Source organism: Actinosynnema pretiosum, from assembly GCF_024171695.1.
Lineage (GTDB): Bacteria > Actinomycetota > Actinomycetes > Mycobacteriales > Pseudonocardiaceae > Actinosynnema > Actinosynnema pretiosum.
In genome coordinates, this window is the sequence record NZ_JAMTCF010000012.1 from 17,167 (window position 1) to 32,004 (window position 14,838).

Sequence of the window (14,838 nt, forward strand, 5' to 3'; positions counted from 1 at the left end):
CTCGGTTGGCCCCGACCAACCAGCGAGACCCGGGAGACCGCGCCTGAACCCCGTCCTGCGGCCCCCGGCACACACCCCGAGCGAGAGACATCCGCCGGGCGGGGGCGGGGGACACCGGGCCCGAATCCGGAGTCCCCAGTGGCAGGGCAGCGGGCTGAGAGGCAGATGGCGGTTTACCGAGGCAAGCACCGTTTCCAGTCCCTCCGCGCCAACGCGGCCGTTCGCGGCATCGCGAAGGTGGCCGTGGCGGGCGTCATCGTCGGCGCCCCGCTGGCCATGGCGGGCACGGCGTCCGCGCAGGGCTCCGGCGTGAACTGGGACGCCGTCGCGGCGTGCGAGAGCGGCGGCAACTGGAGCATCAACACCGGCAACGGGTACTACGGCGGCCTGCAGTTCAGCCCGTCGACCTGGAGCAGCCACGGCGGTTCCGGGATGGCCCACCAGGCCTCCAGGGCCGAGCAGATCCGGGTGGCCGAGAACGTCATGAAGACCCAGGGCATCGGCGCCTGGCCCGTCTGCGGCCCCAAGGGCCTCGGCGGCGGCGCGGCCCCCGCGCGCACCGCGCCCGCGCCCCAGCAGGCGGCGCCCGCGCCCCAGAAGCAGTCGACGCCGCAGAAGCGCGCGACGGCCCCCGTGCAGCAGCAGGCGGCCCCCGTGGTCGTGGCGCTGCCCCAGAGCAACCCGAACGGCGACTACGAGATCAAGGCCGGGGACACCCTGTCGACGATCGCCTCGGAGCTGAAGGTCGAGGGCGGGTGGACCAAGCTGCACGAGCTGAACAAGCAGTTCATCCCGAACGCCGACCTGATCATGACCGGCATGAAGATCGCCACCAAGTGATCGCTCCCCGCTCGCGCGGAGCGCGGGCGGGGAACCGGCCGGTGGTGAAGCCGAGGCGAGCAGACCCGGCAGGCCGACCGGCACCGCAGGCCCGCTGACGGCGGCCTGACGAAGTCGTGGAACCCCCGACGCCCCTCCCCTCAGGAGGCGTCGGGGGTTCCTGCGTGTCGGGGGGGACTCGCAGCGCCGGGGGACTCGCGCTGCCGGGGGACTCGCGCTGCCGGGGGACTCGGGTTGGCGGGGACTCGGGTTGGCGGGGTGTCACGTTGGCGGGGCCTCTCGCGCTGCCGGGGCTCCCGCGCCGCAGGGGTCGTCGCACTGCCAGGTCGTCGCACTGCCGGGCTTCTCGCACCACCGGGGGTGTGTCGCGCTGCTGGCGTTCTTGCGCCGCCGGGTGTCGTCGCACGGCCTGGGTTCCCGCGCTGCCGGGGTTCTCGCGCGTTCCGCTCAGCTCGTCCGGCGCGCGGCCGTTCCCAGGGGTGCGCCCACCGAGCGGGAGACCCCCGCCCAGGGCGCACCCGGTCCCCACCGCACACCCCGCACGTGAACCGCGTCGCGAGCGCGACCTCGGCGAGATCCCCCGAGGCCGCGCTCTTGGCGCGCCTGCGGGCCGCTCAGCCCCGCTCGGGGCCCATCGGGCTCAGCAGGTTCAGCCAGCCCACCGGGCTCAGCCGGCCACCGAGCCCAGCCAGCCCACCGGGCCCAGCCAGCCCACCGGGCCCAGCCGGCTCAGCCAGCCCTCCGGGCTCAGGGGCAGTTGACCCACTCGTCGCTGCCGTCCGCGAAGACCTGCCGCTTCCACACCGGGAGCCTGCGCTTCACCTCGTCCACCAGCTCCGAGCACACCGCGAACGCCGCGCCCCGGTGCGCCGCCGAGACGGCCACCGCCAGCGCCACGTCCCCGATCGCCAGCGGACCCACCCGGTGCGACACCGCCACCGCGCGGACGCCCTCGAAGCGCCCGGCCACGTCCGCCACCACCTCGGCCACGACGTCGCCCGCGCTCGGGTGCCCGTGGTACTCCAGCTCCCGCACCGACCGCCCGTGGTCGTGGTCGCGCACGACGCCCGAGAACGTCACCACCGCCCCCGCCGACGCGTGCTCCACGAGTTTCGCGTGCTCGTCGACCGAGATCGGGTCCTCGGTCACGGCCGCCCGCAGCACCTCGGTCACCGGTGATCACCTCCACCAACCTGCTCGACCGCGTGCTCCAGCACGGCGTCGAGCACCGCCAAACCGTCCTTCACCCCGCCGGTGGACCCCGGCAGGTTCACCACCAGTGTGCGTCCGGCGACCCCCGCGACGCCGCGCGAGAGGACCGAACCGGGCACGGCGGGCCAGCCCGACATCCGGATGGCGTCGGCCAGTCCGGGGACCTCGAAGTCCAGCACCGACCGGGTCGCCTCGGGCGTGCGGTCGGTCGGGCTGATGCCGGTGCCGCCGGTCGTGACCACCACCGCGACCCCGTCCGCGACCGCCGCGCGCAGCGCCTCGGCCACCGGCTCGCCGTCCGGCACCACCACCGGCTCGGGCACGTCGTAGCCGCGCTCGCGCAGCCACCCGACGATCAGCGGCCCGCCCCGGTCGGCGTACACCCCGGCCGAGGCCCGGTTGGACGCCGTCACCACGCGGGCCGTCCTCGGCGCGCTCACGCGGGGCGCTCCCACAGGCCGGTCTTGCCGCCCTCCTTGCGCTCGACCCGCACCGCGTCCATGCTCGCGGCCGGGTCGACGGCCTTCACCATGTCGTGCAGCGCGAGCCCGGCGACGGACACGGCGGTCAGCGCCTCCATCTCCACCCCGGTCCGGTCGGCGGTGCGCACGGTCGCGGTGACCCGCACCTCGGCCTCGCCCAGCTCCAGGTCGACCTTGACGCTCGACAGCGCGATCGGGTGGCACAGCGGCACCAGGTCCGAGGTGCGCTTGGCGGCCATGATCCCGGCGATGCGGGCGGTGGCCAGCGCGTCGCCCTTGGGCAGGTCGTCGGCGGCCAGCAGCCGCACGACCTCGGCCGTGGTGCGCAGCACCCCGGTGGCCACGGCGGTGCGGGCGGTGGCCGGCTTGTCGGTGACGTCGACCATGCGCGCCGCGCCGCTCGCATCGATGTGGGTGAACTGGCTCATGGCCCGATGCTAGGCAACACCACCCGCGCACCCCGCCACCGACCTGCCCTCCGGGCCCACGCGCCCCCGGACCGGTCGACACCGGACGGGGGGACCACCGCCCCGCGCCGTCCACTTCGGACCCCGGACAGCCGAACCCGCAGGCAACCGGGACACGGCCCCGCCGAGCGCTCCAGGCCCGAACGCGCACAGCCAAGACCCTGCCCCGCCGAGCTCACCGGGCGGGAACGCGCACCACAGGGCCACCACCGGGCACCGGGCCGCCCGACCGCACCGGGCCGAACGCACCGCGCAGGCACGCGCGCCGCCGGGACACTGCCCCACCGGGCACGCCGGGCGGAAACGCGCGTCGCCGAGCCTCAAGCCGCCAGACCGCGCGCCCCAACCACACACCCCCGACCACGCGTCGCCAAGCCGCAGGCCCTCCGACCGCGCCGCCCCGACCGCGCGTCGCCCCCTCGGGCCGCCCGACCGCACCGCCCCCGAAACGCACACCGCCGGGACGCCCTCAGGCGCCCCGGCGACGTGATCGCGCGGACCGGGCGGGACCCGGTCGGTCGAGCTCAGATCTTCTCGGCCGCCTTCAGCTCGGCCGCGACCTTGCGCACGGCCTCCGCCACGGCGGGCGCGACCGTGGTGTCGAACACGCTCGGCACGATGAACGACGCGTTCAACCGCTCCCCGTCCACCACGTCCGCGATCGCCGTGGCGGCGGCCAGCAGCATCTCGTCGGTGATGGTGTTGGCGTTCGCGTCGAGCAGCCCCCGGAACACACCGGGGAACGCCAGGACGTTGTTGATCTGGTTCGGGAAGTCGCTGCGCCCGGTGGCCACGACGGCGGCGTGCTTCTGCGCCTCCATCGGGTCGATCTCCGGGTCCGGGTTGGCCAGCGCGAACACGATCGCGTCGCTGTTCATGGTCGCGACCTGCTCGGCCCCGAACAGGTTCGGCGCGGAGACGCCGATGAACACGTCCGCGCCCACGAGCGCGTCGTGCAGCCTGCCGGAGACGTTCTCCTTGTTCGTGGTCTCCGCGATGGACGCCAGGTTCGGGTCCATGCCCGGCCGGTCCCGGTGGACGATGCCGTCCACGTCGACCGCGACGACGTCGCCGGGGGTCTGCTTCAGCAGCAGGCGGATGATCGCCGAGCCCGCCGCGCCGACGCCGCAGACCACGATCTTGCACTCCGAGATGTCCTTGCCGACCACGCGCAGCGCGTTGCGCAGCGCGCCGACGACGACGATCGCCGTGCCGTGCTGGTCGTCGTGGAACACCGGGATGTCGAGCTTCTCCCGCAGCCGGGCCTCGATCTCGAAGCAGCGCGGCGCGGCGATGTCCTCCAGGTTGATGCCGCCGTACACCGGGGCGATCAGCTCGACGGCGCGGATGATCTCCTCGGTGTCCTGGGTGTCCAGGCAGACCGGCCAGGCGTCGACGCCCGCGAACTTCTTGAACAGCGCGGCCTTGCCCTCCATCACGGGCAGCGCGGCGGCGGGGCCGAGGTTGCCGAGGCCCAGCACGGCGGAGCCGTCCGTGACGACCGCCACGGTGTTGCGCTTGATGGTGAGGCGGCGGGCGTCCTCGGGGTTCTCCGCGATCGCCTGGCACACGCGGGCGACGCCGGGCGTGTAGGCGCGGGAGAGGTCGTCGCGGTTGCGCAGCGGCACCTTCGACGAGATCTCGATCTTGCCGCCGAGGTGGACCAGGAAGGTCCGGTCGGAGACCTTGCGCACGACGATCCCCGGCAGCTGCTCCAGGGTGTCGGTGATGTCCTTGGCGTGGTTCGCGGACAGCGCGTTGCAGGTGAGGTCGATGATCACCCGGTCGTTGTGGGACTCCACGACGTCGAACGCGGTGATGACGCCACCAGCCCGGCCGACGGCGGAGGTCAGGTCTCCCGCAGCGCTCGCCGAGGGCGGCGCCTCCAGGCGAACGGTGATCGAGTAACCAGGGCCGGGGACCGGCATCGGGAATCCTCCGAGTTCGGGGCTGCTCAAACTGGTGAGCGAGAGTAGTCCCGACCGGTTTCCGGAACGCGCGCGGCTCGCGTTCGCCGCGCGCGAACCGGCCTTCTAGCGGTTGATCGTGGTGCTCGGGTGGTGGTAGCCGAGCTCCTCCAGCGGCTGGGGGAACGCGGTGCCGCCGAACGGGGACAGCGCGCCCTGCATGTCGCTGGCCAGCTCGCTCACGGCGTGCTTGTGGCCGGCGGGCGCCTCCGGCCATTGGGGGTCGATTCGCTCCGGGCGGGCCTTGGCCACGATTCCTCCTCGGTGGTGCCTACGTCGTGGTCAAGTGTGCCCCACCGGCATATACCGTGGTGAAGATGTCCGGCACCACACTCGCCGACTGGCTGCGCGCCCAGGACGACAAGGTCCTGGTCGCGCTGCTGCGCGCACGCCCCGACCTGGCCACTCCCCCGCCCGCCGACACCTCGGTCCTGGCCACCCGGCTGGGGTCCCGCTCCTCGGTCGCGCGGGCCTGCGAGGACCTGGACTCACTGGCGCTGACCGCGCTGGAGGCGCTGCTGGTGCTGGACGCCGACCGCGCCCCGGTCCCGATCTCCGCGCTGCGCGCCCTGGTCAAGCCGCACAAGGTCACCGCCGCCCGACCGGTGGCGCTGCTGCGCTCGCGCGGGCTGCTGTGGGGGCCGGACTCGGCGCTGCGCGTCCCGGCCGCCGCCCGCGACGCGGTGTCGCCGTTCCCGTGCGGCCTCGGCCGCTCGGTGCCCGCGCTGGCGGGCGCGGACCTGTCCGGGCTGGACGAGGGCGAGGCGCGGGTGCTGGCCGCGCTCGCGACCGGCCGCCCGACCGGCCAGACCAAGGACGCCGCGCACGTGGTGTCGCTGGAGCGGGCGACCAGCCCCATCCAGAAGCTGCTCGCGCGCGGCCTGCTGGTGCGCCGCGACCAGTCCACCGTGGAGCTGCCCCGCGAGGTGGGGCTGGCCGTGCGCGGCGACCGGCCGCTCGGGGACGTGGTCGCCGAGGAGCCCGCGCTGCGCACCCGGGCGCTCGACCCCGGTCGGGTGGACGGCACCGGCGCGGGCGCGGTGCTGGAGCTGGTCAGGCACGTCGAGGGCCTGATCGGGGCCTGGTCGCAGGAGCCGCCCGCCGTGCTGCGCTCCGGCGGGCTGGGCGTGCGCGAGCTGCGCAAGCTGGCCAAGGACCTGGACGTCACCGAGGAGCGGGCCGCGCTGCTGGTGGAGCTGGCGGTGTCCTCGGGCCTGGTCGGCGACAGCGCGGGCCTGGAGCCGGAGTGGGTGCCGACCGCGCAGGCCGACCCGTGGCTGGCCGCCGGGCCTGAGCAGCGCTGGGCGGTGCTCGCGCAGGCGTGGCTGGAGCTGGGCAGGCTGCCGGGGCTGGTCGGCGGGCGCGACGACCGCGACCGGCTGCTGAACCCGCTCGCCCCCGAGCTGGCCAGGGCCGCCGCGCCCAAGGACCGCAGGCGGGTGCTGGAGGCGCTGGCCGAGCTGGAGCCGGGCACCGCCGCCCCCGACGTCGCCGGGCTGGCCGCGACGCTGGCCTGGCGGGCGCCCCGGCGCGGCGGCAGGCTGCGCGACGAGCTGGTGCGCTGGACCGTCGAGGAGGGCACGGCGCTGGGCGTGCTCGCGCTCGGCGCGGTGACCGGCGCCGGTCGCGCGCTGCTCACCGAGGGCGCGGTCGCTGCGGCGAAGCGGCTGGCCGACGCGCTGCCCGACCCGGTCGACCACGTGCTCGTGCAGGCCGACCTGACCGTGGTGGCCCCCGGCAGGCTGGAGCCGGAGCTGGCCGAGGAGATGGCGCTGGTCGCCGACGTCGAGTCGGCCGGGCACGCCACCGTCTACCGGGTGGACGAGCGGACCGTGCGGCGCGCGCTCGACTCCGGGCGCACCGCCGACGACCTGCACGAGCTGTTCCGCTCCCGCTCCCGCACGCCGGTCCCGCAGTCGCTGACCTACCTGGTGGACGACACCGCCCGCAAGCACGGGCGGCTGCGCGGCGGCCCGGCTGGTTCGTTCCTGCGCTGCGACGACCCGGTGCTGGTCGCCGAGGTGCTCGCGCACCCCGCGTCGGACGCGCTGGAGCTGCGCCGGATCGCGCCGACCGTGCTGGTCTCGCCGCTGCCGCTGGCCGAGGTGCTGGCCGGGCTGCGCGGCGCGGGCTTCGCGCCGGTCGCCGAGGACGCGGGCGGCCAGGTGGTCGACCTGCGCGCGGGCGGGCGGCGGATCACCGGCAGGGGCAAGCGGAAGTCGCCACCCCCTCCGGTGGCCTCGTCCGAGCAGCTCGCCGAGCTCGTCAGGCAGCTCCGAGCGGGTGACCGGGCGGCCACGACTACCGCGGGTGCACGGGTGACGGTTCCAGGGAACCTCGGATCGGGGCCGTCGGTGACCTTGGCGGTGCTCCAGCAGGCCGCCCGCGAGGGGGGCGAGGTGCTGGTGGACTTCGTGGACGGGCACGGCACGGCCGCGAGCCGGGTGATAAAGCCGCAGGTGGTGGGTGGTGGTGTGCTGGAAGGGGTGGACGTCGGCTACGGAGAGGTGCGGCGCTTCCCGCTGCACCGGATCACCTCGGTGGCGATCGTCCAGAAGTGACAGTCAGTCATCCCTGATCGACGGAACTTGATCACCCTCCGGTGATCGCCAATACCTCTAGCGTCTGAACGGGCGTTCCCGTGCGCCCAAACAGACCATTCATGAGGAGTAATCGCATGGCGATCTTCCGAAGGGGAGCGCTCGTGCTCGCGGTTGCCGCCGCGACATGTGCCTTCTCCGCCGGCAACGCCCTGGCCACCCCCGTCGCCCCTGAGGCGCCGACCGGGGCCGAGCGGACCGGTTCCACCGAGCGCCTGCTCGACCTGGACGGGGACATCGACCTGTCCCTGTCGCTCGGTGGCGACGACCACTGGTGCCACTGGTGGACCCTGGACGACCTGCAGGACGTGCTCGGCAACGGGTCCCTGTGGTCCGTCGGCGACCTGGAAGACCTGCTCGACGGCGCGACGGTCGTGATCGACCCGTCCGACCTGGACGACCTGCTCGACCAGACCCACGCGGTGGTGAACGTGGGCGACCTGCTCGGCGGCAACGACCTGCTGGGCGACATCGACCTCGACGTCGACGCCGTGCTCGGCTCCGACGGCGGCCTGCTCGACCTGGACGACCTGCTCGGCGACGGTGACGGCCTGCTGGGCGACCTGCTCGGCGACGTGAACCTCGACGCGGACGTCGACCTCGACCTCGGCGACGGGAACGACGGCCTCCTGGGCGACCTGCTCGGCGACGGGAACGACGGCCTGCTGGGCGACCTGCTCGGCGACGTCGACCTCGACGCGGTCGTGGACCTGGACCTCGACGGCGGGCACCACGGCCTCCTCGGCGGCCTGCTCGGCGGCCACGGCGGTCTGCTCGACCTGGGCGACCTGCTGGACATCGACCTCGACGCGGACGTCGACGCCGACCTGAACATCGGTGGCGGCGACGACGGCGTGATCGTGCTCCCCGGCACGGGCTCCGGCCTGCCGAGCCTGCCCGGCGTCAGCGGCGGTGACAGCACCAGCGGTGGCGACACCGCGCCCGGCACCGTCGTGCCCGGCGCCGTCACCGGCCTGCCCGGCACCGTGACCGAGCTGCCCGGCACCGTCACCGACACCGTCGAGGACGTGACCGACGCGGTCGGCGGCATCGGCGAGGTCGCCGGTGACGCGGGCGAGGTCGCGGGCGACCTGACCGACACCGCGGCCGACATCGTGTCCGGCGCGGGCGACATCGTCGACACCGCCACCACCGGCGTGCAGGACGTGCTCTCGGGCGCGAGCAACGCCGTGAGCAGCGCGACCGACCTGGCGAGCAACATCGCCCAGGCCGCGACCAACCCGATCACCTCGATCGCGGGCTCGAACCCGGCCACCGCGCCGACCCTGCCCGCCGTCACCGCGCCGACCGCCCCGGTCGCGTCCACCCCGCTCGGCACCGTGACGAGCGCCGTCGGCTCGGCCCTGGGCTCGGTCAAGCCCGTCACCGCCACCGTGTCCGGCAGCGGCTCGCTGACCGGCTCGCTGACCGGCGGCGACTCCAAGGAGGGCGTCCCCGCCCAGCAGCAGCCGGTGGAGCAGGCCGTCGAGGCCGTGCAGCCCGCCGTCGCCGAGGTCGCGCCCGCCGCGACCGACATCGTCATGACCACCACCGCGGCCCCGATGGCCGAGGCGCAGGAGGACGTCACCGAGGTCGCCTCCGACGGCAGGCTGAGCGCCGCCGAGTGGCTGTGGCTGATCCACCACCACGACAACGACGGTCTGCTGGGCGACCTGCTCGACGACCTGCTGGGCCTCGACCTGGACATCGACGCCGACGTCGACCTCGACCTCGGTGGCCACGGCCACGGCGGTCTGCTGGGTCTGGGCGGCCACCACGGCGGCCTGCTCGGCGGGCTGCTGCACATCGGCGGCTGATCGAGCCGTCAGGAAGCGCTAGAACCGCCAGAACGCTGAAGGGCGGCTCCCCAGTGGGGAGCCGCCCTTCAGGCCGTCAGGAGCCGGTTCAGCCCGCGCGAACGGACATCCACTGGCGCATCGCGTGCTCGACCAGCGTGATGAGCGTCTGCTTGGTCGACTGCCGGTTGCGGGCGTCGCAGGTGACGATCGGGACCGACTGGTCGATCGTCAGAGCCTCGCGGACGTCCTCGATGCGGTGGTGGAGCAGACCGTCGAAGCAGTTGACCCCGACGACGTACGGCAGTTGCCGGTCGTCGAAGAAGTCGATCGAAGCGAACGCGTCGGCCAGCCTGCGGGTGTCGACCAGCACGATGGCGCCGATGGCGCCCCGCACGAGGTCGTCCCACATGAACCAGAAGCGGTGCTGACCGGGCGTACCGAACAGGTACAGGATCAGGTCGCTGTCCAACGAGACTCGGCCGAAGTCCATCGCGACCGTGGTGGTGACCTTGTTGGGCGTTGCGGAGAGGTCGTCGACCCCCGCACTGGCCTCCGTCATCACCGCCTCGGTGGTCAGCGGCACGATCTCCGACACGGAGCCGACGAACGTCGTCTTGCCCACGCCGAAGCCGCCGGCCACCACGATCTTCGCGGAGGTCGTAGGCTTCCGTGCGCCTTCTGCGGCGGCGTTGGGGCTAGAGCCTGCGAAGCCCACTGAGCACCCTCTCAAGGAAATCGATGGACGGCTTGTCCCCCACAACCATGCCGCCCTGGTGAATCAAAACCAAACCCATGCTGGCCATGTCGCCGATGAGCACTCGCGCCACGCCCAGCGGAAGCCGGAGCAGCGCGGCGACCTCGGCCACCGACCTGGTGTCGGTGCACAGCCCGCAGATCGAGCGGTGCTCGGGGAGCACCGCCGCGTCACGTTCGAGTCCTCGTTCGCTGGTGGAGATCAGCGCCTCGATCGCCAGGTCGTAGTCGGGCCGGGTTCGGCCGCCGGTCCGGGTGTACGGGCGGACCAACGAGCCTGATTCGGCCGCCGGGTGCTCCTCCTGCCGCACGACCGGCTGAGGTCCGGTTGTGTACGGGAGCTGCTCCGGCACGCTCTCGGGCAAGCCGTGGGCACCGAACAGGTCGGCACCCGGACCTCCGAACAGGCCGCTGCCGTACCCGTCGATGTCGAATCGGTTGGGAACGTCGTCGTAGTCGTACGACGAGTCTTCAACCTCACGCTGAGCCATATCGCCTTGCCCCTGCTCTGTTCCTTCGTCCCGTGCTCTTCGGGCCTGCTCCGCCCTGCCGTCCCACGGGCCGGGTGCGTCCTCGGCTTCCTCGTCCTGTGCGGGATGAGCATCCGGCTCCACGAACCGGAATCCGCCGGTCGCCCATTCCTGGTAGTTGAAGTTCCTACCGAAGGCACGGCCGTCAGCGCCAGATCGTTCAGCCATTTACTCACCCCCACGATCTCATGAGGTCTACCGCCGAACCACGCCCTGGAGCTGCGCGCGCAGCTCCGGGGTGAGCTGCTGGCCGACTCGCTCGACCAGCAGGGTCATCTCGTAGGCGACCAGACCGATGTCGCAGTTCGGGGCTGCGAGCACCGCGAGGCAGGAGCCGTCGCTGATGGACATCAGGAACAGGTAGCCCCGCTCCATCTCCACCACGGTCTGGTTCACCGTGCCCGCCTCGAAGCACCTGGCGGCGCCTGTGGTGAGGCTCACCAGGCCAGAGGCCACAGCGGAGAGCTGCTCGGCGCGGTCCCTCGGCAGTCCCTGGGAGCCGGCGAGCAGAAGCCCGTCCGCCGACACCACAACGGAATGCGCGACGCCGGGAACCCGACGCACGAAGTCGGTGATAAGCCAACCAAAGCTTCCTGGCTGAGCTGCGGTCGTCACTCCTGCTCCTCGTCTTGCCGGCTCGACATGTCACCAGCGTAAGCGTCGATCAGCGCGTGCCGCCCCCGACGGACGCCCTGCTGAAGACTGGACATGCGTCCACGAATGACATCTGCCGATCGTGGTGGCAGCGGGGGCTGCTGCGGTTGCTGCGTCGCGCCCGCGAGGGGCGCGGCGCTGCCCGGCACAAGCTGAGCCTTGGGCTTCCGCTTCGGAAGCCCTGCCTGCGTCGTGGCGTCGGGGGTGCTGCTGAGCAGGGACTGCGCGGCCTGCCAGCCCTCGTCCGCGGGCGACTGCCAGACGGACGCGGGGCTCGCCTTTGCCGCCGGTTCGGCCTGGACGGCCTCCGGCTCGCTCACCCTGCTCGTCTCCAGTGTGCGCTTGGACATGTTGCTCTGCGAACCGGGCTGCCTCTTGGGCAGACCGTTCTCGATGTTGCTGCTCGGGGCGGCGGCTTCCGGGGCCTGCTCCGACACCGGGCGTGGCTTGCGCGTGGGCAGAGGGGCCTCCTCCCGCTGGGGTTCCGGCTGCACATCCTGCCGCGCGGGGCGCGGAGCGGGTGCGGCCGGGGCGGGCGGAACGGCCTGGGTGGTCGACGCGGAGGTCTCGCTGCCCACCGACTGGAACCACTGGGACAGGACCGCCTCGTAGATCGGGAGGCGCTCCGTCGGGGTGTCGTCCACCACGGGCCGCGCGGGCGCGGACGCCCTCGGGGCGCTGCTGCGCTGGAAGACGACGGGTTCCGGCTCGGGCTCGGGCTCCGGCTCAGGCTCCGGTTCCGGCAGCGGCGCGGCGAACGGCGCGAACGCGTCCACCGAGTCGTTCACGGCCGGGAACTGGGTGGTCTGGTAGCCGTGCTCGTGCTCGGCGACCGGGGCGTCGCGGTCCTCGTAGGCGGTGAAGAGGGTGGGCGAGCCGAACGTGCCCGTGGGCTCGTTCTGCGCGTCCCGCGCCACCGCTGGGGCCTGCGGCTCCTCGACCATGGGCAGCCAGGACGCCTGGGAGATCTCCGCGGAGGTCTCCTGCGGCACCTCGGCCCGGTAGGGCGCGCGGGTCGCGTCGGCGTCCACGTCGGTCGACATGAAGCTGACCGCCGGGTAGCTGGACTCCTCGTCGTGCCTGGTCGTCACGCCCGCCGTGCCGTTGCCGCCGCCGAAGGCGCCCGCGATGCCGCTGGCGCGCTGGGCGGTGTTCGGGCTCGGGAAGGCGCTCGGTGCCGGTGCGCTGGTCGAGCCGATCAGGTCGGCGCCCATCGGGTGGGCGGTCTGACCGGCCGAGGTGACCAGCGCCTCGGGGACGGTGACGAGCGCGGTGGTGCCGCCCTCGATGTCCTCGTTGCCCCGCAGCCTGACCTTGACGTCGTGCCGCTTGGCCAGCCGCGCGACCACGTACAGGCCCATGCGGCGGGAGACGGCGACGTCCACGTCCGGCGGGTTGGCCAGCCGCTCGTTGGCGTCGCGCAGGTCCTGCTCGCTCATGCCGACGCCGCGGTCCTGGATCTCGATGGCCAGCTCGCCCTTGCGGGTGCGGGCCGTGCGCACGGTGACCTTGGTCACCGGGTCCGAGAAGGCGGTCGCGTTGTCGAGCAGCTCCGCGATCAGGTGCACGAGGTCGTTGACCGCGCGGCCCTGGACGGTGAGCTCCGGGGTCTGGCCGACCTGGACCCTGGCGTACTGCTCGACCTCGGACACCGCGGCGCCGAGGACCTCGGCGACGGGGACCGGGCGGGTGAGCCGCCGGGACAGGTCGGTGCCCGAGAGCACCAGCAGGTTCTCGCTGTTGCGGCGCATTCGCGTCGCGAGGTGGTCCAGCTCGAACAGGCTGGCGAGCTGGTCCGGGTCCTGCTCGTCCTGCTCCAGCCGGTCGATCAGGTTCAGCTGGCGCTCGACGAGCGCCTGCGACCGGCGGGACAGGTTGACGAACATCGCGTTGACGTTGTCGCGGAGCATCGCCTGCTCGGCGGCCAGTCGGACCGCCTCGCCGTGCACCGCGTCGAACGCCCGCGCCACCTGGCCGACCTCTTCGCGCGTGGTGATGGGCACCGGAGCGATGGCGGTCTTGGCGGCTTCCTGCGGGTTCGGGTCGGCGAGGATCTTCTCGACCGCCTCCGGCAGGCCCTTGTCCGCCACGTCGAGCGCCGTGCGGCGCAGCAGGCGCAGCGGGTTGAGGATCGAGCGCGCGACGAACAGCGCCATGACGAGCGCCATGAGCAGGGCGCCGAGCACGATGCCGGAGTCGTAGAACGCGGCGGCGCGAGCCTCGCCGGTGCGCTCGTCGCTCAGCCTCTGCAGCTGCTCGATCAGCATGACCTCCACCTGGCGGGTCTTGTTGACCGTCAGGGTGGAGGACACGTCCCAGCCCTTGGGGCTGAGGTCGCCGAACCCGTTGGTGGAGCCGGCGAGGTTGAGCGCCGTCTCCTTCATGTTGTTGGCCGTGTCGATGATGAGACCGGTGACGGTGTCGTCGTAGATCTTGGCCTGGTCGGGCGTCGCGGACTTGCGGAAGTCGTTGCGCGCCGCCTCCAGCTCGGCGTCCACGGCCAGGAGGCCGCGCTCCTGGTTGGCCGCGAAGCTGCCGCGCTGGAAGACGTCGAACAGGACGCCGCGCTTCTGCGACTCCTGCTCCTTGATGCGGGCCATGGCGTTCGTGGCCAGGTGGAGCCGTGCCACCTCCGGGTCGTCGATGCCACCGATGGCCTGCTCACCCAGGTCCAGGAGGCTCTCGACGGAGTCCGAGTAGGCGCGCATGACCGCTTCGGACGGGTACTCCGTCTCGCGGACCGCGCTGCGGAGGCTGTTCAGCCGGGTGAGCTGCTCGGCCGTGCCGCGGAACCGCTCGACCGTCTCCGGGGCCAAGTCCCCGCTCAGGTCGATGATCTTGCTCTTCAGCGTTTCGACGGCGGCGTTGACCCGGTCCATCTGCCGGTCCAGCGCGATGCTCTCGATCTGCTTGCTCGACGCCACATACCACGTGCTGAGGTCGCGCTCGCGCTGGAGCTGGTGCACCAGGTCCGCGACCGCGGTCTCCAACTGAACCTGGTTGGCCAGTCGACTGAACTGGGTGGCGTTCGCCAGGTCGGACTGCACCCGCAGGCCGCCGAGGGCGAGCGCCGCCACGGTCGGGATGAGAAGGACAGCCCCCAGCTTGGTGGGCAGGCGCCAGTTCTGCAGCCGCCACGAAGCGCTGCGCGCTTCCCCCTGCCGAACGCCTGTCGTCAACCCGGTTCCCGTTGATTCAGTCACAGTTCCATCACGCAGCGCAGCCAGTCCGTCACCCATTTCAGGGCTTTCGGTACGTGGTGGTTTCCCCACGCCTGACTGGCCGGAACCTCTCTCTCGTCGGGCCACCCTGGGCTTCCTCTTCCAGCAGCAGTGTTCCTCGGCCTCTCCCCAGGACCGAAGCATGGACTCGAAATCGGGCCGAATTGCAGCACATAGGTGGTAGCCCTGGCTAGGCACCCCGCCCCGGCGCCGTCCGCTCCGCACAACTCGCGGTGCAGTGCCACAGAGGCGGATGGTAGTGCCAGCCCCCTACCCTACGGAAGCCTTCGGAAGCACTCACCGTATCGGGTTG

General features: G+C 72.8%; 12 protein-coding genes. 3 read left to right on the forward strand and 9 right to left on the reverse strand.

Going from position 1 to position 14,838, the window contains the following annotated elements:
- The first annotated feature begins 165 nt into the window (after positions 1-165).
- Positions 166-840 carry a LysM peptidoglycan-binding domain-containing protein gene (locus tag LV78_RS23830; RefSeq protein WP_253847841.1) on the forward strand — a complete coding sequence of 225 codons (675 nt, stop codon included), beginning with the start codon at positions 166-168 and terminating at the stop codon, positions 838-840.
- A 747-nt stretch (positions 841-1,587) separates the two neighbouring features.
- On the opposite strand, the gene LV78_RS23835 is transcribed toward LV78_RS23830, so the two are convergent.
- The 5 genes from LV78_RS23835 to LV78_RS23855 all read right to left on the reverse strand — a co-directional run bounded on the left by LV78_RS23835 (position 1,588) and on the right by LV78_RS23855 (position 5,220).
- A complete protein-coding gene (locus LV78_RS23835) occupies positions 1,588-2,013 on the reverse strand; it encodes a molybdenum cofactor biosynthesis protein MoaE (RefSeq protein ID WP_253847842.1) in 426 nt (141 codons plus the stop codon).
- Entirely contained in the window at positions 2,010-2,492 is a 483-nt protein-coding gene (locus tag LV78_RS23840; protein ID WP_253847843.1) for a MogA/MoaB family molybdenum cofactor biosynthesis protein, read from the reverse strand. The genes LV78_RS23835 and LV78_RS23840 overlap by 4 nt, the downstream gene beginning before the upstream one ends.
- On the reverse strand, positions 2,489-2,962 hold the full coding sequence (gene moaC, locus LV78_RS23845; protein WP_253847844.1) for a cyclic pyranopterin monophosphate synthase MoaC: 474 nt from the start codon (positions 2,960-2,962) through the stop codon (positions 2,489-2,491). The genes LV78_RS23840 and moaC overlap by 4 nt, the downstream gene beginning before the upstream one ends.
- 563 nt (positions 2,963-3,525) lie before the next feature.
- The gene (locus LV78_RS23850; RefSeq protein ID WP_253847845.1) at positions 3,526-4,929 is read right to left on the reverse strand and encodes an NAD-dependent malic enzyme; all 1,404 of its coding nucleotides are present in this window, start codon (positions 4,927-4,929) and stop codon (positions 3,526-3,528) included.
- Between the two features lie 105 nt (positions 4,930-5,034).
- Positions 5,035-5,220: a hypothetical protein gene (locus tag LV78_RS23855; protein ID WP_253847846.1), complete on the reverse strand. Its 186-nt coding sequence runs from the start codon at positions 5,218-5,220 to the stop codon at positions 5,035-5,037.
- Between the two features lie 65 nt (positions 5,221-5,285).
- On the opposite strand from LV78_RS23855, the gene LV78_RS23860 reads away from it, so the two are divergent.
- Both LV78_RS23860 and LV78_RS23865 read left to right on the forward strand, forming a co-directional pair.
- On the forward strand, positions 5,286-7,529 hold the full coding sequence (locus LV78_RS23860) for a helicase-associated domain-containing protein (RefSeq protein WP_253847847.1): 2,244 nt from the start codon (positions 5,286-5,288) through the stop codon (positions 7,527-7,529).
- Between the two features lie 116 nt (positions 7,530-7,645).
- Positions 7,646-9,385, forward strand: a complete 1,740-nt coding sequence (locus LV78_RS23865; protein ID WP_253847848.1) for a hypothetical protein — start codon at positions 7,646-7,648, stop codon at positions 9,383-9,385.
- An 88-nt stretch (positions 9,386-9,473) separates the two neighbouring features.
- On the opposite strand, the gene LV78_RS23870 is transcribed toward LV78_RS23865, so the two are convergent.
- From LV78_RS23870 to LV78_RS23885, 4 genes are read right to left on the reverse strand one after another with little or no spacing between them, the layout of a single operon-like run.
- Entirely contained in the window at positions 9,474-10,082 is a 609-nt protein-coding gene (locus tag LV78_RS23870) for a GTP-binding protein (protein ID WP_012783091.1), read from the reverse strand.
- The gene (locus tag LV78_RS23875) at positions 10,063-10,818 is read right to left on the reverse strand and encodes a DUF742 domain-containing protein (RefSeq protein WP_253847849.1); all 756 of its coding nucleotides are present in this window, start codon (positions 10,816-10,818) and stop codon (positions 10,063-10,065) included. The genes LV78_RS23870 and LV78_RS23875 overlap by 20 nt, the downstream gene beginning before the upstream one ends.
- A 27-nt stretch (positions 10,819-10,845) precedes the next feature.
- Positions 10,846-11,265: a roadblock/LC7 domain-containing protein gene (locus LV78_RS23880; protein WP_012783089.1), complete on the reverse strand. Its 420-nt coding sequence runs from the start codon at positions 11,263-11,265 to the stop codon at positions 10,846-10,848.
- Complete coding sequence (locus LV78_RS23885) at positions 11,262-14,483, reverse strand: nitrate- and nitrite sensing domain-containing protein (protein ID WP_253847850.1); 3,222 nt, start codon at positions 14,481-14,483, stop codon at positions 11,262-11,264. Before LV78_RS23885 ends, LV78_RS23880 begins: the two co-directional genes overlap by 4 nt.
- Positions 14,484-14,838: the final 355 nt, after the last annotated feature.

Excerpts from the sequence above, each read along its gene's own strand:
- LV78_RS23830 (WP_253847841.1), top strand. The coding sequence starts at position 166 with ATGGCGGTTTACCGAGGCAAGCACCGTTTCCAGTCCCTCCGCGCCAAC.
- moaC (WP_253847844.1), bottom strand. The coding sequence starts at position 2,962 with ATGAGCCAGTTCACCCACATCGATGCGAGCGGCGCGGCGCGCATGGTC.
- LV78_RS23850 (WP_253847845.1), bottom strand. The coding sequence starts at position 4,929 with ATGCCGGTCCCCGGCCCTGGTTACTCGATCACCGTTCGCCTGGAGGCG.
- LV78_RS23860 (WP_253847847.1), top strand. The coding sequence starts at position 5,286 with ATGTCCGGCACCACACTCGCCGACTGGCTGCGCGCCCAGGACGACAAG.
- LV78_RS23865 (WP_253847848.1), top strand. The coding sequence starts at position 7,646 with ATGGCGATCTTCCGAAGGGGAGCGCTCGTGCTCGCGGTTGCCGCCGCG.
- LV78_RS23875 (WP_253847849.1), bottom strand. The coding sequence starts at position 10,818 with ATGGCTGAACGATCTGGCGCTGACGGCCGTGCCTTCGGTAGGAACTTC.